The organism is Sphingobacterium spiritivorum (genome assembly GCF_016725325.1).
GTDB lineage: Bacteria > Bacteroidota > Bacteroidia > Sphingobacteriales > Sphingobacteriaceae > Sphingobacterium.
Genome location: NZ_CP068083.1, coordinates 1,851,943 through 1,873,315, shown reverse-complemented (window position 1 = coordinate 1,873,315; position 21,373 = coordinate 1,851,943). Strand labels below are relative to the sequence as shown.

The following is a 21,373-nucleotide window of genomic DNA, read 5'->3' as shown; positions in this document are numbered from 1 at the left end:
CACAATTTTTATATCATCACTAATTTTTATTTTATAACCCCCAATTCCTGACCGACTTTAGTAAACGCAGCAATAGCTTTGTCCAGGTGATGACGTTCATGACCAGCCGATATCTGTACTCTAATCCGGGCTTTTCCCTGAGGAACAACAGGGTAATAAAAGCCGATTACATAGATACCTTCTTCCAGCATTTTTGTTGCAAATTCCTGTGCCAATTTAGCATCATATAGCATTACAGGCACGATTGGATGAAATCCCGGCTTAATATCAAAGCCCGCAGCAGTCATCTGTTCACGGAAGTATTTGGTGTTATTTTCTAATTTGTCACGAAGCTCTGTTGTCTGACTCAACATATCGAGTACAGCGACCGAAGCACCTGCAATAGCCGGTGCCAATGTATTTGAAAATAAATACGGGCGGGAACGCTGACGTAACATATCTATAATTTCTTTTTTACCGGAAGTAAATCCTCCACTAGCTCCGCCAAGTGCTTTTCCAAGCGTCCCGGTAATGATATCCACACGGTCAATCACATTATAGAGTTCGTGTGTACCCCTACCGTTTTTACCGATAAAACCTGTACAATGCGACTCATCGATCATCACCAATGCTTCATATTTATCGGCAAGATCACAGATCTGATCTAAAGGAGCTACCGATCCGTCCATAGAGAATGCACCATCGGTCACAATAATTTTGTGACGCGCTCCTGAAGCAGCTTGCAGCTGAGCTTCAAGATCTGCCATATCAGCATTTTTATAACGGAAACGCTGTGCTTTACACAATCTGACTCCATCAATGATAGATGCATGATTCAGCTCATCTGAGATAATAGCATCTTCCGCACCAAATAAGGGCTCAAAAACTCCACCATTAGCATCAAATGCTGCTGCATATAAGATTGTATCTTCTGTTCCCAGAAAAGTTGAAAGTTTAGCTTCTAATTCCTTATGAATATCCTGCGTACCACAGATAAAACGTACAGAAGACATTCCGTATCCATGTGAATCGATAGCCTGCTTAGCTGCTTCAATCACTTTAGGATGAGAAGAAAGCCCAAGATAATTGTTTGCACAGAAATTGATAACTTCGGCACCTGTGCTTACTTTAATATCGGCTCCTTGAGGCGTCACGATAATACGTTCTTCTTTATACAAACCAGCTTCTTTAATGGCTGCGATCTCTTTCTGCAATGCAGGTTGAAGTGTCTTATACATAATAATCTATTTTAGCACGTAAAAATACAGTTTTATCTCTGAAGAAAGGGACGCAGAAGACCGGTTTAAAGAAAATTTAATCCAAATTGCACAAAAAGAAGACTGTGGAAACGATTGTTTAATTTTCACTATTCATAGCGCAGGGCTTCAACCGGATCGAGGCGGGAAGCTTTAGATGCAGGATAATAGCCTGAAACTACTCCAACAAAGATACAGACAGCCATCCCGAGAAACATCCATTTCCATGGAATAATAAAGCTGGCACCAAGCGCAACAGCCAAAAGATTTCCAATCGAAATCCCCAGAATAATCCCGGCTAATCCTCCCAGAATACAAATAACAATGGCTTCCATAAGAAACTGTTTTCGTATTACTCCGGGTGTTGCCCCTATGGCTTTTCGCACCCCGATCTCACGTGTGCGTTCCGTCACCGAAACAAGCATAATATTCATAAGGCCAATAGATGCACCTAATAATGTAATAGCAGCAATTGCAATTGCACCATAGGTCACATAATTCAGATTCTGCATAAGCATCTGTGCTACTGCATCTGATTTTATAATTTCAAAATTAGAGGTTTGTCTCGCATTCAGGCCACGTATCTTACGAAAAGTAAGGATTGCCTCTCCTTCTGCCGCATCCATTTTGAGCGGATCCGGAGACATAACAGTGATGACATAGGAAGGATTCGCATTCTCCATCATCATTCTTGCTTTAGAGATCGGTACAAAACAAGCTTTATCCGCTCCGAATCCGGCACTTGAGCCTTTACTTTCCAGCACACCGATCACTAAGAAGCGGTCATCTCCCACTGTAATATACTGACCCAGCGGATTTGTATTGTTTTTAAAAAGTTTCGTCGTTATCTCTTTTCCGATAATCACGACAGAACTTCCCAACTCCACATCTTGTTTTGTAAAATTCCTTCCGTCTGCAATTTTATATCCTGAAGTCTGCAGGTAATTATCATCTCCGCCTATTACTCCGATATTTGGATTAGTTTTCTCACTCTTAAATTTAATAGTAGAAGCCCAGGTTACATTTGCATTGATAGACACAATAGCATCTGTACTGAACCGGTCTTTAAATTCAATAGCCTGTTTATACGTAATCGCCGGATATACTTTGGGTTGACTCCCCTGATCGCCGATCCGCACATTAAGTCCCCTATTACGAATATTAAAGGAATTAGAGCCCATGGAAGAGAAAGAGTTTGTCAATGAACTCTGGATCGCATCGATAGAGGTAAGAACGCCTATCAAAGCCGTAATACCAATCGCTATGATCAGAGCTGTCAGGAATGTCCTGAGCTTATTGCTTACAATAGATTGCAGCGCAAGCTTGACATTTTCGCGGTAAGACATATTAACGGACATATACGATTGTATTATTTATATCAAATTAATCGATTAAAAATCAAAAAACAAAGGCCTTGATAAAATATCAAGGCCTTTTCAACCAAAAACCACCTTATGAAATCTAATTTACTAAATTCTTTATGTTACTAGCGGTTTATTTTACCCTTGTAAAAGTATCCGTACGACCAATAAGACTTACACCTACATATCCCCGGATATCCAGTTTATCTCCTTTAAGCGTCATCTTGCAGCTATACGTTTTTCCGGATTTAGGATCATATACTTTTCCGTTTTCATAGAGATTCTCTTTTACCTTTTCAAAGTTGGTCAGATTCTCCATTCCAAGCACAGCTCTGCTTTTGAGTTTATCATCCGGATTTTTTACATCTTTTTTTGGATGACCGGATTCATCGTTTGGCGTTTTAAGCCAATAAATCTTTCCGTAAAACTTATCGCCCTTTTTATAAATCTCGACTCTTGCCTCTCCGCTTGGGTTCTGCCATTTACCGATTACAGGATCCGTTTGAGCAAATAGAGCTACTGTTACGAATAGCACCATTAATGATAGCATTAATTTCTTCATGATCGTTACTGTTTATAATTGCAAGAGTGAATATACGAAAAAATAATTATGCAAGCATAGCATTTTTTTATTTTTTTATCACCTTACCGTATCATGACAGAGCAATATGAGATAACTAAAAGTTTAGAAAGTAGTTGAAAATCTTCTTTTTTAGAGTTTAAATTGGTTTTTGGCACTTATTTTGAACGTTTTTATCCGGAACTTTTAAACCATTTTGCTATGAAATTTATTATTAGTTTATTACTTACCGGCGTTGTAGTAGCAGTATCAGCCTGGATCATTCCGGGAGTTTATGTTGCAGGTTTCGGCTGGGCAATTGTAACCGGATTGGTTATCGGATTTGTTAATGCTACTGTAGGAAGTATTCTTCGCTTATTTACCTTCCCTTTGAATTGGTTGACTTTAGGTTTGGTGTCTTTTATTATTACTGTACTGATGGTATTGTTAAGTGATAAAATTATGGGCGCTAAATTCGATGTAACCGGATTCTGGACAGCGGCATTATTTGCAATTGTTGTCGCTATTGTAGAAATGATATTATCCGCAATCTTGGGTTCTTCAAAAGATAATTGATCTGTCCAAGTTTACAATACATACGGGATCCGGTTTAATATCGGATCCCGTTTTTGTTTTCACATATTTGTATTGTTTATTACAGCGTGTTTACTTTAGTTTTTAAGATTTTATGATGTAATATCTTCGTTTTCTTGTTTTTAATCTGCTAATTTAGAAAAAATCAAAATAGCGACTTTTAATTTCAAGATATGTGCGAACATCATCACGACCATAATCATACAGAGATCAAAGAAAGCCCCTGGTGGATCACACAGAGGAACTTGCTTATTGCCCTTTTCATCTTACTGACCCTTCTGCTACTGGAATATGCTTTCCAAATTACTATCCCTTCCTATTTACAACTTCTTTTCAGCGCTGTAGCTTACTTACTGGCAGGCTGGCCGGTCATTGATCTTGCGGTCAGAAAAGTTTCAAGAGGTGACTTTTTTAATGAGTTTGTACTAATGACGATCGCAACTATCGGAGCTTTTCTGATCGGAGAATATGAAGAAGGAGTTGCGGTAATGGTATTCTATCAGATCGGGGAATGGTTTCAGGATAGTGCCGTAAACAAAGCGAAAAGAAATATCAAAGCTTTACTGGATGTCAGGCCGGAGGAAGTTACGGTGATCAGAGACGGAAAGGAACATGCAGTACATCCAAATGAAGTACATATAGATGAGATTATCCGTATTAAAGCCGGGGAAAAGGTAGCCCTAGATGGTATATTATCCTCGGATTCTGCATCATTTAATACCGCAGCTCTTACCGGCGAAAGCAAACCGGACACAAAGTACAAAAATGAAGAGGTCTTAGCCGGAATGATCAATCTGGAAAAAGTGAGTTTAGTACAGGTTAAGTCCGCTTTTAAGGACAGTAAACTCAGCCGTATTCTGGAAATGGTGCAGGACGCTACCGCCAGAAAGTCACAGACTCAGCTCTTTATCAGTAAATTTTCAAAGGTATATGTTCCTATTGTATTCGGACTTGCGGTCGCAGTCTGTCTGCTTCCGGCATTATTTGTTGATGAATATATATTCAGAGAGTGGTTTTATCGTTCACTGGTCTTTCTGGTGATCAGTTGTCCATGTGCATTGGTGGTCTCCATTCCGTTAGGCTATTTCGGAGGAATCGGACTGGCATCCCGGAATGGAATACTCTTTAAAGGAGGCAATTTTCTGGACGCAATTACTACAGTAGACAGCATTGTGATGGACAAAACGGGTACATTAACAAAAGGCGTATTTGAAGTCCGGGAAATCAAAACCGCTGAGAATATTACACCTTCCGAATTACTCCGTTATGCCAAAGCAATTGAATCTCAGTCCACACACCCTATTGCTAGAGCCGTAATGCGACATGATAATAATGCAGAACCTGTTCAGCCTGCCGAACATGTGGAGGAGATTGCCGGACATGGACTGAAAGGAATGGCTTATGGCCGGGAGATTCTCGCCGGAAATACGAAGTTGCTCGATAAATTCGGCATCTCCTATCCTGCTGAAATCAAAAATATCGTGGATTCTATCGTTATAATGGCTATTAATCAACACTATGGAGGGTATATTACGGTTGCTGATCAGGTAAAGGAGGATGCGGCGGAGGTTATCCGTAAGATGAAAGACAGCGGCCTGCATACGGTAATGTTATCGGGAGACAAGGAGTCTGTTGTCCATGATGTCGCTCAAAGCTTAGGCATAGATGAGGCATATGGCAATCTGCTGCCCGAAGATAAAGTAAAGCATGTACAGGCATTACTCGATCAGAACCGAAAAGTTGCATTTGCGGGAGACGGTGTAAATGATGCTCCTGTAGTGGCATTAGCGACAGTAGGAATTGCTATGGGCGGATTAGGAGCCGATGCTACAGTAGAAACGGCAGATGTGGTCATCCAGAATGATGAACCCCGCAAAATCCTGGCGGCAATCCGGATAGGTAAATTGACAAGGAATATTGTTTGGCAGAATATCATATTGGCCCTAAGTGTAAAAATCATTGTTCTGATTCTGGGTGCCGGAGGAGTGGCCACACTCTGGGAGGCTGTGATTGCCGATGTGGGTGTTGCTCTGGCAGCGATCCTCAATGCTGTTCGCGTACAGCGAATGAAAGTGTAGCTAAAGGTCAAATTGAGGAATATAGACAAGGGCTGCTGCAAAGTATGCAACAGCCCTTGTCTATATTCAGATAGCTCACAAATTCTACTTAAGCTATTCCGGGTTTTATTTTTTTCTTTTTTGTTTTCTTCATCTTATTTAACCAGATCATAACTCCTGTGACCGGAAGTGAAGTCGCAATCAGACAGGAAATAAAATACAGCAGCTTGGTAAACGGACCATATACATCTCCAACATGCAGACTCTTTACAGAAGAGGATATGCGTTCATTCAAAGGCTTTTCCGAAAAAACTTCCTTTTTCAGAACTTTTCCGGAATACTGATCCAGCAGCAGTCTGTCTGCAGTGGACGGCGCAAAAAATCCTTTTTTATACTTGGATATAGATACTGTAGCAACAGAATCGGAAGCCAGAGAGACCATATAATCTCCCGGATAAACAAGTTCCTTATCCGCTATTGCCAGGAGCTGATTCACACGCAGAGGAGCATGTTCCGGCCCTGGATAAATTGATTCTTCTTTCTTCTCCTCTTTTGGAGGTGCTGCACCTTCTTTCGGAGCTTCCTTATAGGTCCCCCAGGTCTTCTGCCAGCCTGTCCGATACCAGTCAAATGACCAGAAAGGTCCCGTTACCCCCATCAGAAATAAAATAATACAGCTGTAAAATCCCAATGTATTGTGCAGATCATGATTTATACGCTTCCATTTTGCAGACCATTTGATCTTTAAACCGTTCTTCCAGCCTCTGAGACGTTGTGGAAACCAGATAACGATTCCACTGATCACCCCTAATGTAAAAAGCAAAGTCGCTGTCCCTGTGATCCAGCTTCCCAGCTTTCTGTTTTCCACTCCTTCAATAAGAGGTTTCTCTATTTCATTCAGCATAAGCCAACGGTGCAGGCTAAACATCTTTTGCATAAAAGCCGCTGTCTTTGTTTCCTTTTCCTGCGGATCACCCAATAATTCACCGGTATAAGGATTGATCATCATCTGATTGGCTCTTTGACGCCCGCCAGCCGGAGGACCAGCCTTTTTCTCTTTTTGCTGCCCTTCTTTTTTATTTTTTCCTTCCCCGTTTTCAGCAAGACTTTCTTTACGCTCATTTTTGGATTCAGGTTTTTCAGACTTCTTATCAGACTTACCTTCTCCCTCAGATTTCCCTTCTTCTTTTTTAGGTTTGCTGTACAGGATGGCATAGGCTCTCTCCGGATCTTCGCTAATTCGGATTCCTGAAATTTTGCCTTTAATTTGTTTTTTCGCTGCAACGAGAAGATCATCCGCTGTCATTGCCTCCCGGGAAGTCTTTTCCACTTTAAAAAGATGCGGGGCCGCAGCTTCACGGATTTCGGTATTGTATACATAGATTGTACCCGTCAGACATACAATCAAGACAACGATACCACTGATCAAACCAAACCAAAGGTGAAGGTCGTTGAAAAACTTACGGATTTTCGGCCACTTTGAATCCGCCGTTGTTTGTTTTGATTTATTCATTTTCTCTCTCTTTAATGATTCATCAAATAAAAATCAGGCAATGCTGCTTTACAGCATTACCTGATGTAATTGTTATATACTCTTATTTATTGACTACCCGAAAATATCCTGATAGCATAAAATTAATTTGCATCCCACCATACTTTAGAAGTCAGGACTCCATTCTCTCCCTGAGCCACTACATTTTGATTATTTGTATTAACCTCTGTTTCCGGATACATAAATCGTAAAGGATGTGCTCCAGCTGTAGGCGAAGATACAGAATTCGGGAAGTTTGGAAAGCCAAGGCGTCTGAAGTCATTCCATGCCTGAATATTATTAATACTATTCAATGCCAGCCACTTTTGAGTTATTATCCTTTCAATCTTATTTGTAGCCGTTGCATAACTGACACTGTTCTGATTGATATAGGTCTGTATATTATAATTGTTGACATTAAACAAATAGTTGAATGAAGCCTGAACACCGCTTTGGTACAGTTGACTTGCCACTCCGCTAATCCATCCTCTTTCTACAGCCTCGGCCTGCAGAAAATTAGCCTCCGCCAATGAGATAATCATACTGACCTGATTAAATGATTTTATAATCCCTGCCGGTTGGTTAGAATTCTCTGTCGGACCTTTGAAGGCTGAAGTCGTTGCGGCTGCAAATTCATTAGCAATCGTGTTGTTTCCGAAAATTACTCCTTTATAATCTCCTGCAACACTTGTATAATTCTGTGCAAGACGGGGATCATTAAATTCCTTATACTTGCTGATCAGGTATTGAGTAGGGCGTATATTTGCATAATTTGCAACTGCTACACCTGCATTATTGCGATAAAACGTTTCATAGAAAGGATTCATTTTAGTCGCAGTATTGAGGTAACCGGGATTGACACTAGCATTTTCTAACAGAAAGCCTGATCCCTCCTGTACAATTTTCGCAATCTCCTGTGTAATGTAAGCGGACTGTGCAGAAACTTCTGATTGTCTTAAAAGTGCTCTCAATTTTAATGTATTTCCAAACTTTGCCCATTTAATTTTATCTCCTTTAAAGAGGACATCATCATTTGTGGGCAACAGGGATGCAACTTTGATTTCCTGAATACCTTCAGTGATCAGGTTGATAGATTTGGTATACACATCTTTACCCAGCTCATAGGATGGGTGCAGAACAGCTGAACCTTTCAATGCTTCATCGAATGGCACATTGTTATAGAAATCTACAAGGATAAAGAAGTGATAAGCCATCATAATTTTGGCTATCCCTGAATAGAATTTAGCATCTTCTGTATTTGCCTGATCCAATATTTCCTTGTAATACAAAAGATTGTTGTAGTTTGATTCCCAAACCGGAACTCCGTCACGGGTATCCCGGATAGCCGGGCCATTATACGTTTTCAGCGATGTAAATGAACTAACCCCCTCATTGGATGTTCCCCAATAGCCGCCCCACAATCCTCCGATCTGGTTTAACTGAATAGCCTCATTCGCTGCTGTTGTAACCAATGCAGCAGGCAATTTGGCATTTAAACTTAAATTTTCCTTTATCGGAGAGTTCGGATTCACATTTACATCCAGAAAATCACTACATGCTGTTAATGTAATAGAAACGAATGCCAGCAAACCTATTTTTATAATATTGTATTTCATCTTCGTGTTATTAAAAAGTCATGTTAACATTAAAGCCCATTGATCTTGCTGAAGGAATCTGTCTGAAACTGTTGTATCCGTCTGTTTGATTATACAGCGCTTCAGGATCTCCTATTGTGTTGGAAGAATGTCTGATAATAAACAGGTTATTTCCTACAAATCCAATACTTGCTTTTTTAATCAGCCTCTGCCCTGCCAACCATTTTTCAGGTAAATCATACCCGATATAAAGCTCTCTTAGTTTTAAATAATCACCTTTTGCTGCAGTGGTTGTCTGGATATTTCCATACGCAGTCCACCAGGCTTTATCTCCTTTAGAGTATACATCGGTATTCTCAACGATAGAGCCGTCCGCCAACCGTACCATAGAATTTGGCATAATAAACGGCTGTCTGTCATACTTAGCCGTTTCCGGGTGTGTCCCGGCAGCATACATACGAGGCACAACCTCAGAATACATCCAGCTACCTAATCTCGAATCGATCTGAAATCCTACTGTCAAGGATTTATAGCTGAATTTGGTATTAAATCCAAACAGATAAGGAGGAACCATTGTACCTAATACTTTCTCGTCTGTAGATGGAATAACATTTCCGTCTTTATCCAGTACAATCTTTCCGTTCTCCCTTAGAAAATCGGTCATACGAAGAGTAGGGTATTGCAAACCTTTGATGGCATACGCCTGTCTGAAAATATTAAACTCATCTCCTGCATATAGATTTTTCGCTTTGGTATCTGTATAACTGAAATTAACCCCAAACTCCAATCTTACATCTTTATTTTTAATAGCAGTACCGTTAATCATGACCTCAAGTGTCTTATTGATTACCTGCCCCGCATTCACAATAGTAGAATTAAATCCTGTGGCACTGGATATTCCGGCATTGAAAATCTGTCCGTCAGAATCTGAATATGCGTAAGCGATATCGGTCCGCAATCTGTCATTAAAGAATGCCAGTTGGGTTCCCACCTCAAATGATTTTACAAATTCAGGTTTGATTAACAAATTCGGTTCTGATAGTGATGGCGTAAATCCGACCAGACTACCAAAAGGGAAACCTCCGGTCTGACTGTACGTCAGGTTTAATCTGTAAGGATCTAAGGTAACATTACCGGTCTTGTTATACGAAGTGTAAATCCGTCCATAACTTAGAATACTGCTGTTCTTAAGACTTTCTATTGCATCTGTAAACACAAATGATGAACTGATCCCCGGAGAGAAGTAACTGTTATTATTCGGATCCAGGACGGATACCTGATCATTTCTACCTGTTAAAGTCAAAAACAAATAATTTTTGTATCCCGCTGTAAACTCACCGTAAGTTGCCAGTGAACGATATTTCGTTATAGTAGATCCTCCGGTCAGCTCTCCTGTTCTTGAACCTTGGTTGAATATATCTTCAAACAATAAATTTGCAGCACTTACGTTGATGAGTTTCGAGTCATCCATACGAACATTCTGTCCAACCAATAATTTGGTGGTGAAATCACCGAAGTTCTTGTGAAAATTCAAAATCAAATCATTATTGAAGCGTGTGAATCCACGGTGTGTATCATTTACCGAACCATTGATATTTCGTGTAGCAATATTTGATACTAACTTACGGTTAGTGACCCTTCCCGGTTCAGACTGGAAATAAAGACCTGTTCTGTACGTCGCATCAAACCAGTCTGTAAACTCATAATTGAATTCCAGTTTTGAATTTAAAGTATGCTGATCATACATATTTCTATTATTATCCGCCATAAAAATAGGATTTCTGGTACCTGCTACCGGATTATACCAATTGAGCGGATGATTTGGAGAGCTTGGATCCTCCCAGTTTCTTGCTTCTTTATAATCTATATTAGCGGGCTGTGTATAGACTGATAACCAGGGACCGTCACTTGTTGTATTGTTCTTGAAGAATACATAATTCATATTAAATGAAGTATTCAGCTTATTAAAACGGCGTGACCCGTTAAATCTGGCACCTGTACGACTGGATCTGTCACCCGGAATTACTCCTTTTAAACGCACATCCTGTAAAGACACAAAGTAAGAACCCTTCTCATCTCCTCCGGAAAAGGATAAATCATTCTGGGTAGTGATTCCTGTATCAAAAAAACCCAACCTGTTATCTTTAGACGGAGCAGCGTAAACTTTTGTTGGCTGTACTCCATTGATTGGCAAACCGAAATCTCTCGTTTCCCCATTAAATTTATCTCCCCATGACTCGTTAGCAACGGGACTGTAGACACCATTCTGCCCTTGTCCGAAGACCGTCTGCGCAGGAGGTAATAAAAATACATTTGAAAATGTAGTACTGTTACTGAAATTGATCTGACCTCTTTCTGATCTGCCCGATTTAGTCGTGATCATAATAGCACCATTAACACCTTCAGATCCGTATAAGGCCGCAGCATTTGCTCCTTTAAGCACAGTGATATCCTGTATGTCATTTGGATTAATACGGGTAATATCCGGCAAAGGAACTCCGTCTACAACATATAAAGGGTCATTTTTAGATCTGTTCAAAGAGCGTGTTCCTCTCAAACGGATCTGAATACCCGGATCTGTTTTTCCTGTTGTCAGGTCCGTAGCATTAATCCTCAATCCGGCAACCTTACTTGATAAAGCCAGTAAGGGATTGACCACTTTACCTAAATTAAGCTCTTCATTATTGACCGATTGTGCAGAGGTACCCAGTTCTCTGGACTGTCTTTTTATACCCAAAGCTCCCGTTACAAGAACTTCGCTGAGCACATGAGGATCTTCTTCCAGGCGAAATATAAGATCGGACTGACTCGTGTTAACGACGACCTCAGCAGCAATATAACCAATATGGGAGATCACTAATGTCTGTCCGCGATGTGCACGGATACGGAAGGAACCTTGAGAACCTGTAATTACGCTTCCTGAACGCGGATTTTCTTTCACCGAAACCGACACGCCACTGATCGGCTCATCACTTTTCTGATCCAGAATACGCCCTTCCAGGGTAATATGGGTCTGCGCCGATGACTCCGAAACGCACATCGACATCCACACAAGTAATAAGATTGAAAAGTATTTTTTTAACATATCTTAATATTTTAAATTGAATAAGTATAAAATTTTCTATATTTGATTTAGATTCAGTCTAAATAAATAATGCACGAAGATAGAGTTAATCTAAATCACCGAATAACGCAATAGGAAATAAGACTTATAACATCGGAAATTTCTGTAAAGATGAAATTGCTTAATACGAAAATACGTACACTTCATTATGATCATCAGGATTATGGTATCCGGTTGATCAATCCGTATACTGCATACGAGTTTATTCCTGATCACGAAGGCTATCTTGTATTGATAGCCATAAAAGAAGGATGTTCATTATCAGCCGGAAATCATAAACTCATCCTGAAAGAGAAAGAAAGCACCATCATACGACTTGATAAAACGAATATAAAAGTAAGCTCCAGACATCCGGAGGCCCAATGCCTTACTTTACTCTACAAGCCTTCCTACCTGAAGCATATGGATATGTCTGACCAAAGTATTCTTCAGATAGATGCCGGAATCCGCAAAGTTGAAAAAATGGAAAGTGAAGTTGCTTCCAGAACTTATATTAAAGCTGTTGATCTTATGCGCGTGAAAGCAACTCATACTCTTTTACCTGCTTTCTATAAATCTAAATCCCTTTATATTTTATCCTTATTGATGGATGGTATACAGCGAACAGTATCTTCAGTACCGGCTGAATTGAGGGAGGCTGATATTGAAAAGATCAAAAAAGTAAAATATATTATTGAAACTAACCTGAATAAGAATTTTACTATTCAACATTTGGCGAGAGAGGTGGGCACGAATGTTCAATACCTGAAGCAGCATTTCAAACAGTACTACGGAAAGACCATTTTTAGTTTTATTTCCGAATGTAAGATGCAAAAGGCTCAGCACCTGTTGAAAGAGCGGGAACTTACGATCAGCTTTATCAGCCACCAACTGGGTTATAAACATGCCAGTCATTTTACAAATGCCTTCAAAAAATTCTTCGGTTACGTCCCGAATACAATCCGCTATTTGTTTATTCTTTTTTATAATGAAATAGTTGCGATAACAGAACTTGGCCTTTTATAATGAAAACGGCTCCCTTTGTTTAAAGAGAGCCGTTACTTATTATACTTATAGATTGATTAATCGAATTTCCATCTTACAAAAGCTTCAATCGCTTCGTAATCTGCCAGACCTAACTGGTCATAAAGTGAAGCGGTTTCACTTGTACGGTCTTCTGCACGCACCCAGAATTCACGCGGATCGTCGCCCGGGAAAACAGGAAGATCTTTCTGCGACTGGTGTTTGAATATAGCCAAGCGCTTGCGGTACACCTCTTGCGGAGACAACGGAACAGCCATTTCGATCTCATGGATCGGAAATTCGTGCCATGCTCCACGGTACAACCACAACCAACAATCTTTTGTCCACTCATCTGTCTGACGTAATCTTTTTACGGCTTCCAGAATAATGTCAAAACAAATCCGGTGTGTTCCATGCGGATCGGCAAAGTCACCTGCAGCAAAAATCTGATGAGGTTTTACTTTACGCAACAGTTCCATCGTCTGAACGATATCATCTTCAAAAGATACATTTTTAGAAAATTTCTGTCTGTCGTAAAACGGAAGATCCTGAAAGTGAATATTTGATGCCGGAAGACCAACAAATCGTGCTCCTGCGATTGCCTCTCCTTTACGGATTAATGCTTTTATCTTACGAACAATGTCTGTATCGATCTGATTTGGTTTTTTACTGGCGAAGATATCACGGCTTTCATCATATAAAGCTTTGATTTTACTTGCATCAATACCCATTTCATTTGCAAAATCTTCTGCAAATTCCAGGTATCTCACCACATCATCATCCCATACTGCTGTATTACCACTGGTCTGATAAGCTACATGTACATCATGTCCCTGATCCGCAAGACGGATAAATGTTCCTCCCATAGAGATCACATCATCATCGGGGTGTGGAGAAAATACGATAGATGTTTTCTTTGCCGGATTAGCACGTTCCGGACGTTGAGAATCATCTACATTTGGTTTACCCCCCGGCCAGCCGGTAATCGTGTGCTGCAATTCATTAAAAATACGGATATTGATGGTATAAGCAGGCCCTTCTTCGGTTACAAGCTTAGCCATTCCGTGACTGTTATAATCTTCTTCCTGAAGTTTTAAGATTGGTTTTTTCACTTCTAAAGCCAGCCAAACAACTGCCTTCTTTGTCAGTTCAGGCGTCCACTCTACATCTTCTGCTAACCAGGGTCTGTCAAAACGAGTCAATAAAGATGCTGCATCTGTATCCAGAATAAACTCTACACTATCCGATAATTGCAGGTAAGTAGCCGGAATTTCTGAAGAAATTTCACCTTCAACAGCTTTTTTAATGATTTCGGCTTTATTTCCACTCCATGCCATCAGAATAATCTCTCTGGCTTTGAAGATCGTACCGACACCCATTGTGATTGCTTTGCGAGGTACATTATCTTTACCACCAAAATCTCTGGATGCATCACGACGTGTAAGATCATCTAATGTAACCAGACGTGTTCCTGAATTCGGAGCTGAACCCGGCTCATTGAAACCAATGTGACCCGTACGTCCAATACCCAGAATCTGAATATCAAGACCTCCGCAATCTGTAATTTTTTGCTCGTAAGCTGCACAGAATGCCTGTACATCTTTTGCATCCAGTGTACCGTCAGGTATGTTGATATTTGCTTTATCGATGTCTACATGATCAAATAATTTATTATTCATAAATGTCACATAGCTCTGCGCAGCATCTGGTTGCATCGGGTAGTATTCGTCCAAGTTAAACGTCACTACATTTTTGAAACTCAATCCCTCCTCCTTATGCAGCCGGATCAATTCCGCATACACTTTTACAGGAGTAGCACCTGTTGCCAATCCAAGAACAGCCTGTTCGCCATTCTCTTGCTTAGCCCGGATAATATCAGCGATACGTTTGGCAACAACCTTTGATGCCGTATCCTGGTCAGGGTACACACTTACTGGAACTTTTTCGAAGCGTGTCTCTTCCAACAAATTTAATCTAGCCATTTTAGATATAGAGTATTAGATAAGGTGAATAGCAAATTTAATAATTTCTACGGTTTAACCACAGCATGTTTGCGCTTTTTTGCAAGATTTTGTCGGTTATGTCGTTTTTTGCCCTTAAACAATCGTTTGAGCAACATATTTAAATTAAAAATTAGCGAATATTCCTCAGTAAATCAAGGGCTTTAGATAATGTCTCCGCTTTCTTGGCAAAACAGATACGAAGGAGTTGCTGATTGACTGGTGTAGAATAGAAAGCAGAGACAGGAATCATAGCGATTCCGTTATCTTTTGTCAACCGGACAGCAAAATCTTCTTCCGGAAGTGTGGATATTCTGCTGTAACAAACATTTAAAAAATAAGTACCCTGTGAAGGAATAACCTCAAAACCCGTGTCTTTCAGGCCTTCAGCTAAAAAATCTCTTTTTTCCTGAAAGAAGGAAGGTAAAGACAAATACGTTTGCGGATCCTCCAGATATTTTGCAATAGCATACTGCATCGGTGTATTGACACTGAACACATTAAACTGATGAACTTTACGAAATTCCTTAGTTAATTCCGCGGGACCAATGCAATATCCGACTTTCCATCCCGTGGTATGCAACAATTTGCCAAAAGAAGCAATTATAAAACTTCTGTTTCTCAATTCCTCATATTCCAGAAGGGAATGAATAGCACCTCCATCATATACTATATGCTCATAAACCTCATCGCTGATAATAAGAATACCAGTTCCCCGGACAATATGACAAAGTGCTGTAAAGTCTGCTGTTTGAAGTACTCTGCCTGTTGGATTATTAGGATTATTGATAATGATCATTTTGGTCTTATCCGTAATCTGTTCTTTCACATAATCCCAGTCTATCTCAAAATCCGGGGCAAGCAACCGGACAGCACATGCTTTACCGCCGAAGAGTTCTATTGCAGGCCTGTAACAGTCATATGCCGGTTCGAAAATGATCACTTCATCACCCGGACTTATTGTGGAGGCTATAGCCGTGAATATGGCCTGAGTACCTCCTGCTGTTACCGTTATTTCTTCTGCAGAATCAACAGTAACACGATAGAGCTGTTCAACTTTCGACGCAATTCGCTCTCTTAACGGCGGAACTCCTGCCATCATAGCATATTGATGGTGGCCATCCCGCATGGACTGCTCTACAAGAGCCAGCAGTTGAGGATCCGGGGCATAATCCGGAAATCCCTGCGAAAGATTCAATGCACCATATTGCTGCGCCAAAGCTGACATTCGGGTAAAAATGGTCGTTCCTACATTCGGAAGTTTAGATGATATATGGATGGACATATGAAAAGACTGATAAATATCCACTAATATAGTAGATTATTCCAGAATTATCTGATCAAAAGAAAGATGGCTTTCTATTTCAGCACATTCAACAATTTGATACTGATCATAAATCCATTTTCAGCAGATGCTCCTTGCAGATTTCGTACATAATCTACCCTAAATATCCTGTATTTTCCAAATCCAACATTGTCAAATCCCGCCGTAAACTCGTGATATGGCTTGAATTTCGGAACAGCCAGATGATGATACCCTAAAACGAGATTCCACTGCAGTAAGTTTAATAAAGGAACTTTGTTCATGACATAACCCTTAAAATTATGTTCTGCATGCATTTCAAAATAGGCATCATTGGTACTGCGCGTGTAATAAGGTAACATCAGAAAATTATTAAGGTATCGGGAAGCCCGTTCTACATTTGTCTCATTACCATTGAAATGTCTGAAATCTGCAAATCCGATACCCGAAGCATTAAAGAACTTACCGGCATTCAGTGCGATGCCAAAAAGGCCTTTATTGTTAAAATCAAAATCCTGGGTCAGTCTTCCCTTTATAAGCTGATACTCATACTTCTGTTCTGAAGCCCCGAAAGTCTGCTCCCAACCAAGTAAAAGGGTCGGAAAAGTCGGGTCCGGAATCGAGAGACGTTCATCCGGACGCTCAATAATCTTAACCCCTGGTCTTATACGTGCCGTAATATTGTATTTAAATAAATGATGGGGATTAAATACAGGAACTGTATTATCCTCCGGCAATAATGGGTTGTTAGAAGTATATTCATGTTCTCTCCCGGCAAAAGAGTAATCCGTATTGTTAAACAAGGCTCTCCGGTCGGCATATTCAAGAGATAGCGAAGCTGCGATCTGATCTATCAGGTTTCGGGAATAGGAAATTTTAGCAAAATCCTTTTGATATATTTTCATATAATTTTTCCGTGAAAACAAGGAATAGGCCATATTCAAAAACGGATCTATAGGCTCTGACGGATTAAACTGTTCTACAGAACGGCCACCTTCAAATGTAAGTATGTCGTAAGTCTGTGTATTAAACCGATGTAAAAGTTTTCCTTTCACGCGCAACTGCTCATCAGCAAGTCCATAATTGAAAGATACTTCTCCCCGGCTGTATTTACCTTTGTCAGACTCGCCTTTTGCCGCCGAAAATCCAGCATTAAAATTCCAGCCCTGTACGGTATTGAAACTCGTAGACAGCAGATTTGATAAACCTCTGTACCGGAATACAAAATGATCCGCTGTGTTCCGATACGTATAGCCGATCAACACATCCAAAGGTTTAAATTGATTATTCTTTCTATCCACAGAATCGATATACCGCGGCGAATTTCTTACCTGCTGAATACTATCTTTCTTACTATAATCAGCAGATTCCTCTGCCGTTAGCGGTACAGGTCTGTTCCTTTCCCAGTAATCAGTTCCTTTTTTATTTGCCAACGGATCTATCCTGGCAATGACATTCGTAAAAGTCTTCTTCTCAAATGCATTCACATAATTGTAATTCGAAAAATTGTGTATATACCGGCCATCAAACGCAATACCTAATACACTGATCTGAAACTCTATAGTTTGCAACATCTTGGACCATTTCTGATCCTGTGCATTATAAGCATATTGCTGTATCAAATGCAGTGTATCAATAATTGGTTGATTCATCTGTGAACCTTTAATAATAAAATCGACCCCGTATATCTCCCAGCTCCCGTCTACAATATAAATATAGCCTTTCACTACCGGCTCGGATTCGCGCACAGGTGTCACTCTTATCTTGTGAACACGCATGCTGGGTTCTACATCAATGACATTTTCTCTTTTAAATTTATAATAGGAGAATGCAGCATTAGCCAAAGGAGATACAATACTTGATCCCAGTGTTACATGGTTAGCATAGAAATCAAAATTCGTTCCCTGAGCGGTATTGAAGCTAAATCCTTTATCATCTCCGCTCACTTTTGATGCGACAATGTGTTCATTTATCTTGTCCGGTTTCTGAAAACGGATCTCAGATACCGTTTCAGAAAGATATATAACCCCTGTACGGGCTGTGTCTAATGCCAGCTCGTCATCGTCAATCTTTTGTCCAAGTATCTTTTTTGGTAACTTCTTTACTCTCAGCAGTCCTTTTGAATAAAAGTCTGCTGTATATTTATCATTTTTTTCTGCATTAACCTGTCGTGATGCAATCGCCTGCCGGATAATTCGTACAGCAGGATCTTCCCCTTTCATCGTCACCACGACTTCCTCGATCTGCCGTTCTTCAGGTTCCAGACGTATATTGATAATATGAGGCTGTTCTTTTATTTGTGCTGTCACGATCTGTGTCTTATAACCCAGGTTTTGAAAGATAAGAGTACGGCTTTTCTCTTCTTTGGAAATTTTCAACTCGTACTGTCCCATCATATTGGTAGATGTTCCGGAGGTACTGTTCTGCAGAAAAACAGATACCGAAGGAAGGGGCTTTCCGGACTGATCCGTGACTACACCTTTAATCTGAGCTGATAATGAGCAGCATAAGAGCATTACACATAAAAAGGAGAGAATATTCTTCATCAGTACTGTATTGGTCGACAAAATCTGTTGACTATTAGGTTAAAAAGCAAATATAATTGTGCAAATTTCAATATTCTGTTAAAGTTTGTTAAGAATAGAAATAAACATCTGCACAATCCTAAAAACAGTTATATGACAATAATATTACTCGACTAGTTTAATAGATTACTTTATATTTGTAGAAAATAAATATACATATGAAAAAGATATGCCTATACCTTCTTTTTGCTATTCCGGTATTTGCTTTCGGGCAGCAAGGATCACAAAAGAAGGAGCTTACCAAGCAAGAATATATAGAGCTGGTCAAAGCCCATCCGGATTCAGTATCCAGTCTGATCTCCCTCCGGAGAGTAGGTGGCTATGACCCGGATTATAAAGAGATGCAGGAACTTTATAACGGTCTGAATAAAAGCGTTAAAAAGTCTAAAGAAGGAAAAGAATTTCAGGACTATTTGCGGGTATTATCTACCGTTGCAGTAGGAAAACAAGCTCCTGAATTTACTCAAAATGACACAACCGGAAATCCTGTTAAACTAAAAGATTTCAGAGGGAAATATGTCCTGTTAGATTTTTGGGCTTCCTGGTGTCCGGACTGCCGTGTAGAAAGCCCTGATCTGGTTGCTACTTATGAAAAATTTAAAGGCGATAAGTTCGAAATACTGGGTATCTCATTTGACAAAGATAAGGCTGCCTGGACCAAAGCTATACATGCAGATAAAAGACACTGGAGACATGTATCAGATCTGAAGCGCTGGCAGAATGATGTAGGAACATTATATGGTGTAAAAGCCATTCCACAGAATGTCCTTATCGATCCTAACGGCAAAATAATAGCCCGGAATCTGCATAAAGAAGCGCTCGACAAAAAACTGGCAGAGGTCCTTAAGTAGTAAATGGACGAAATCAGAATAAAATAACCCCTGAATTAAATCAGGGGCTATTCTGTTTTACCGGCAGATTATACAGGTGAGCAAGAAAAGACCACAACTGTTATGAGCTCCTTCAACTAACCAAATAATGCTCTGAATATATCCTCCAATGTTGCCATAGGACGGATTGCGATATTATACTTTTTAGGGTCAAGACCTTTTATATTGAACTTGGATATAAAAACACCTTCAAAACCCAGTTTTTCTGCTTCAGCAATACGTTGTTCTATTCGGTTTACGGCCCGTATCTCTCCGGACAACCCTACTTCTCCTGCGAAAGCAAAAGTTGTTTTTATCGGCATATCCTGTTGCGAAGAAATAATAGCAACAATCACAGCCAGGTCAATAGCGGGGTCTTCTACACGTAAACCACCTGCAATATTCAGGAAGACATCCTGTGCACTCAGGCGAAAGCCAAACCGCTTTTCAAGCACAGCAAGCAACATATTTAATCGCTTGGTATCGTAACCTGTAGAGGATCGTTGTGCATTACCAAACGCTGAATTGCTGACCAATGCCTGTACTTCTATCATCATAGGACGCATCCCTTCAAGCATCGCAGCAATTGAAACGCCACTCACGGGTGCATCCCGCTGAGAAATCATAATCTCAGACGGATTGGAAACTTCTCTCAGACCAGCTCCCTGCATTTCATAGATACCCAGTTCGGAAGCAGAGCCAAATCTGTTTTTTACTGCCCGAAGAATTCGGTATACGTGATGACGATCTCCTTCAAACTGCAGAACGGTATCTACCATATGCTCTAATACCTTTGGCCCGGCAATAGAGCCGTCTTTAGTGATATGACCGACAATAAATACCGGCGTACTGGTCTCCTTTGCAAACCGAAGAAGCTCAGCTGTACACTCTCTGACCTGAGATACAGATCCCGGAGCAGATTCAATCTGAGAAGAATGTAGCGTTTGAATAGAATCTATTACGATAACATTGGGTTGTACAGCTTCTATCTGTTTAAATATATTTTGTGTGGATGTCTCCGTAAGAATATAACAATCAGCTCTGGAAGATTGCGAAAGGCGTTCTGCCCGCATTTTGATCTGCTGTTCACTCTCTTCACCCGAAATGTAAAGCGTTTTGACCTGAGGAATAGAGAGTGCAAGCTGCAGCATCAGTGTAGATTTACCTATACCGGGCTCCCCTCCTATCAGGACTAATGATCCGGGTACAATCCCGCCTCCAAGAACCCTGTTGAATTCCTGATCAGGAGTCAGAATGCGTGACTCATCCTGATAAATAATTTCGTGTATGATTGCGGCCTTATTCGCTCTCTTAGTTACGGAAGCACTGGTTGTACTTCGCCATTCAGGAACCTTGGAGTTACCTTTCTCGACGACTTCCTCTACAAATGAATTCCATTGTTTACATGAGGGACATTGACCTAACCATTTCGGGGATTCATATCCGCAGTTTTGACAGAAATATGCTGATTTACTTTTAGCCATTGTACGAAATTACTAAAAATAATCAGTGCATATGCAGTGATCATAAACAGTATGGATGAAATTAAGACAGGAAT

Annotated in this window: 14 protein-coding genes; 4 read left to right on the top strand and 10 right to left on the bottom strand. The window is 40.2% G+C overall.

Features of this window, described 5'->3' with window-relative positions; translation table 11 throughout:
• Positions 1-26: 26 nt before the first annotated feature.
• The 3 genes from kbl to I6J02_RS07645 all read right to left on the bottom strand — a co-directional run bounded on the left by kbl (position 27) and on the right by I6J02_RS07645 (position 3,158).
• The gene (kbl, locus tag I6J02_RS07655) at positions 27-1,217 is read right to left on the bottom strand and encodes a glycine C-acetyltransferase (protein ID WP_201681147.1); all 1,191 of its coding nucleotides are present in this window, start codon (positions 1,215-1,217) and stop codon (positions 27-29) included.
• 128 nt (positions 1,218-1,345) lie between these two features.
• Complete coding sequence (locus tag I6J02_RS07650; protein ID WP_201681146.1) at positions 1,346-2,593, bottom strand: ABC transporter permease; 1,248 nt, start codon at positions 2,591-2,593, stop codon at positions 1,346-1,348.
• A 136-nt stretch (positions 2,594-2,729) separates the two neighbouring features.
• On the bottom strand, positions 2,730-3,158 hold the full coding sequence (locus tag I6J02_RS07645; protein ID WP_201681145.1) for a DUF2147 domain-containing protein: 429 nt from the start codon (positions 3,156-3,158) through the stop codon (positions 2,730-2,732).
• Between the two features lie 219 nt (positions 3,159-3,377).
• Here I6J02_RS07645 and I6J02_RS07640 point away from each other — a divergent pair, with 219 nt between their 5' ends.
• Complete coding sequence (locus tag I6J02_RS07640; RefSeq protein ID WP_201681144.1) at positions 3,378-3,731, top strand: phage holin family protein; 354 nt, start codon at positions 3,378-3,380, stop codon at positions 3,729-3,731.
• 191 nt (positions 3,732-3,922) lie between these two features.
• A complete protein-coding gene (locus tag I6J02_RS07635; protein WP_201681143.1) occupies positions 3,923-5,827 on the top strand; it encodes a heavy metal translocating P-type ATPase in 1,905 nt (634 codons plus the stop codon).
• Positions 5,828-5,915: 88 nt separating this feature from the next.
• Here I6J02_RS07635 and I6J02_RS07630 read toward each other — a convergent pair whose 3' ends face one another.
• From I6J02_RS07630 to I6J02_RS07620, 3 genes are all read right to left on the bottom strand, one after another.
• The gene (locus I6J02_RS07630; RefSeq protein WP_201681142.1) at positions 5,916-7,319 is read right to left on the bottom strand and encodes a PepSY-associated TM helix domain-containing protein; all 1,404 of its coding nucleotides are present in this window, start codon (positions 7,317-7,319) and stop codon (positions 5,916-5,918) included.
• Positions 7,320-7,441: 122 nt separating this feature from the next.
• Positions 7,442-8,953, bottom strand: a complete 1,512-nt coding sequence (locus tag I6J02_RS07625; protein WP_201681141.1) for a SusD/RagB family nutrient-binding outer membrane lipoprotein — start codon at positions 8,951-8,953, stop codon at positions 7,442-7,444.
• 10 nt (positions 8,954-8,963) lie between these two features.
• The gene (locus I6J02_RS07620) at positions 8,964-12,017 is read right to left on the bottom strand and encodes a SusC/RagA family TonB-linked outer membrane protein (RefSeq protein ID WP_201681140.1); all 3,054 of its coding nucleotides are present in this window, start codon (positions 12,015-12,017) and stop codon (positions 8,964-8,966) included.
• Positions 12,018-12,167: 150 nt separating this feature from the next.
• On the opposite strand from I6J02_RS07620, the gene I6J02_RS07615 reads away from it, so the two are divergent.
• A complete protein-coding gene (locus I6J02_RS07615) occupies positions 12,168-13,061 on the top strand; it encodes a helix-turn-helix domain-containing protein (RefSeq protein ID WP_201681139.1) in 894 nt (297 codons plus the stop codon).
• A 56-nt stretch (positions 13,062-13,117) separates the two neighbouring features.
• On the opposite strand, the gene nagB is transcribed toward I6J02_RS07615, so the two are convergent.
• The 3 genes from nagB to I6J02_RS07600 form a co-directional block, all read right to left on the bottom strand.
• Positions 13,118-15,040 carry a glucosamine-6-phosphate deaminase gene (gene nagB, locus I6J02_RS07610; protein ID WP_201681138.1) on the bottom strand — a complete coding sequence of 641 codons (1,923 nt, stop codon included), beginning with the start codon at positions 15,038-15,040 and terminating at the stop codon, positions 13,118-13,120.
• 151 nt (positions 15,041-15,191) lie between these two features.
• Positions 15,192-16,343, bottom strand: coding sequence for a methionine aminotransferase (locus I6J02_RS07605; protein WP_201681137.1), 1,152 nt, complete (start codon positions 16,341-16,343; stop codon positions 15,192-15,194).
• A gap of 74 nt (positions 16,344-16,417) precedes the next feature.
• Positions 16,418-18,907 (bottom strand): DUF5686 and carboxypeptidase regulatory-like domain-containing protein, encoded by a 2,490-nt coding sequence (locus tag I6J02_RS07600; RefSeq protein ID WP_201681136.1) that lies wholly within the window; start codon positions 18,905-18,907, stop codon positions 16,418-16,420.
• A gap of 197 nt (positions 18,908-19,104) precedes the next feature.
• Here I6J02_RS07600 and I6J02_RS07595 point away from each other — a divergent pair, with 197 nt between their 5' ends.
• Entirely contained in the window at positions 19,105-19,797 is a 693-nt protein-coding gene (locus I6J02_RS07595) for a TlpA family protein disulfide reductase (protein ID WP_201681135.1), read from the top strand.
• Positions 19,798-19,913: 116 nt separating this feature from the next.
• Here the strand turns inward: I6J02_RS07595 and radA are convergent, their stop codons facing one another.
• Positions 19,914-21,299, bottom strand: coding sequence for a DNA repair protein RadA (gene radA, locus I6J02_RS07590; protein WP_201681134.1), 1,386 nt, complete (start codon positions 21,297-21,299; stop codon positions 19,914-19,916).
• Positions 21,300-21,373 lie beyond the last annotated feature (74 nt).

Bases quoted from the DNA above. Each gene is read 5' to 3' on its own strand.
- I6J02_RS07625 (WP_201681141.1), bottom strand. From the start codon at position 8,953: ATGAAATACAATATTATAAAAATAGGTTTGCTGGCATTCGTTTCTATT.
- nagB (WP_201681138.1), bottom strand. From the start codon at position 15,040: ATGGCTAGATTAAATTTGTTGGAAGAGACACGCTTCGAAAAAGTTCCA.
- I6J02_RS07605 (WP_201681137.1), bottom strand. From the start codon at position 16,343: ATGTCCATCCATATATCATCTAAACTTCCGAATGTAGGAACGACCATT.
- I6J02_RS07615 (WP_201681139.1), top strand. From the start codon at position 12,168: ATGAAATTGCTTAATACGAAAATACGTACACTTCATTATGATCATCAG.
- I6J02_RS07620 (WP_201681140.1), bottom strand. From the start codon at position 12,017: ATGTTAAAAAAATACTTTTCAATCTTATTACTTGTGTGGATGTCGATG.
- I6J02_RS07630 (WP_201681142.1), bottom strand. From the start codon at position 7,319: ATGAATAAATCAAAACAAACAACGGCGGATTCAAAGTGGCCGAAAATC.
- I6J02_RS07595 (WP_201681135.1), top strand. From the start codon at position 19,105: ATGAAAAAGATATGCCTATACCTTCTTTTTGCTATTCCGGTATTTGCT.
- I6J02_RS07645 (WP_201681145.1), bottom strand. From the start codon at position 3,158: ATGAAGAAATTAATGCTATCATTAATGGTGCTATTCGTAACAGTAGCT.
- I6J02_RS07650 (WP_201681146.1), bottom strand. From the start codon at position 2,593: ATGTCCGTTAATATGTCTTACCGCGAAAATGTCAAGCTTGCGCTGCAA.
- I6J02_RS07635 (WP_201681143.1), top strand. From the start codon at position 3,923: ATGTGCGAACATCATCACGACCATAATCATACAGAGATCAAAGAAAGC.
- kbl (WP_201681147.1), bottom strand. From the start codon at position 1,217: ATGTATAAGACACTTCAACCTGCATTGCAGAAAGAGATCGCAGCCATT.
- radA (WP_201681134.1), bottom strand. From the start codon at position 21,299: ATGGCTAAAAGTAAATCAGCATATTTCTGTCAAAACTGCGGATATGAA.
- I6J02_RS07640 (WP_201681144.1), top strand. From the start codon at position 3,378: ATGAAATTTATTATTAGTTTATTACTTACCGGCGTTGTAGTAGCAGTA.
- I6J02_RS07600 (WP_201681136.1), bottom strand. From the start codon at position 18,907: ATGAAGAATATTCTCTCCTTTTTATGTGTAATGCTCTTATGCTGCTCA.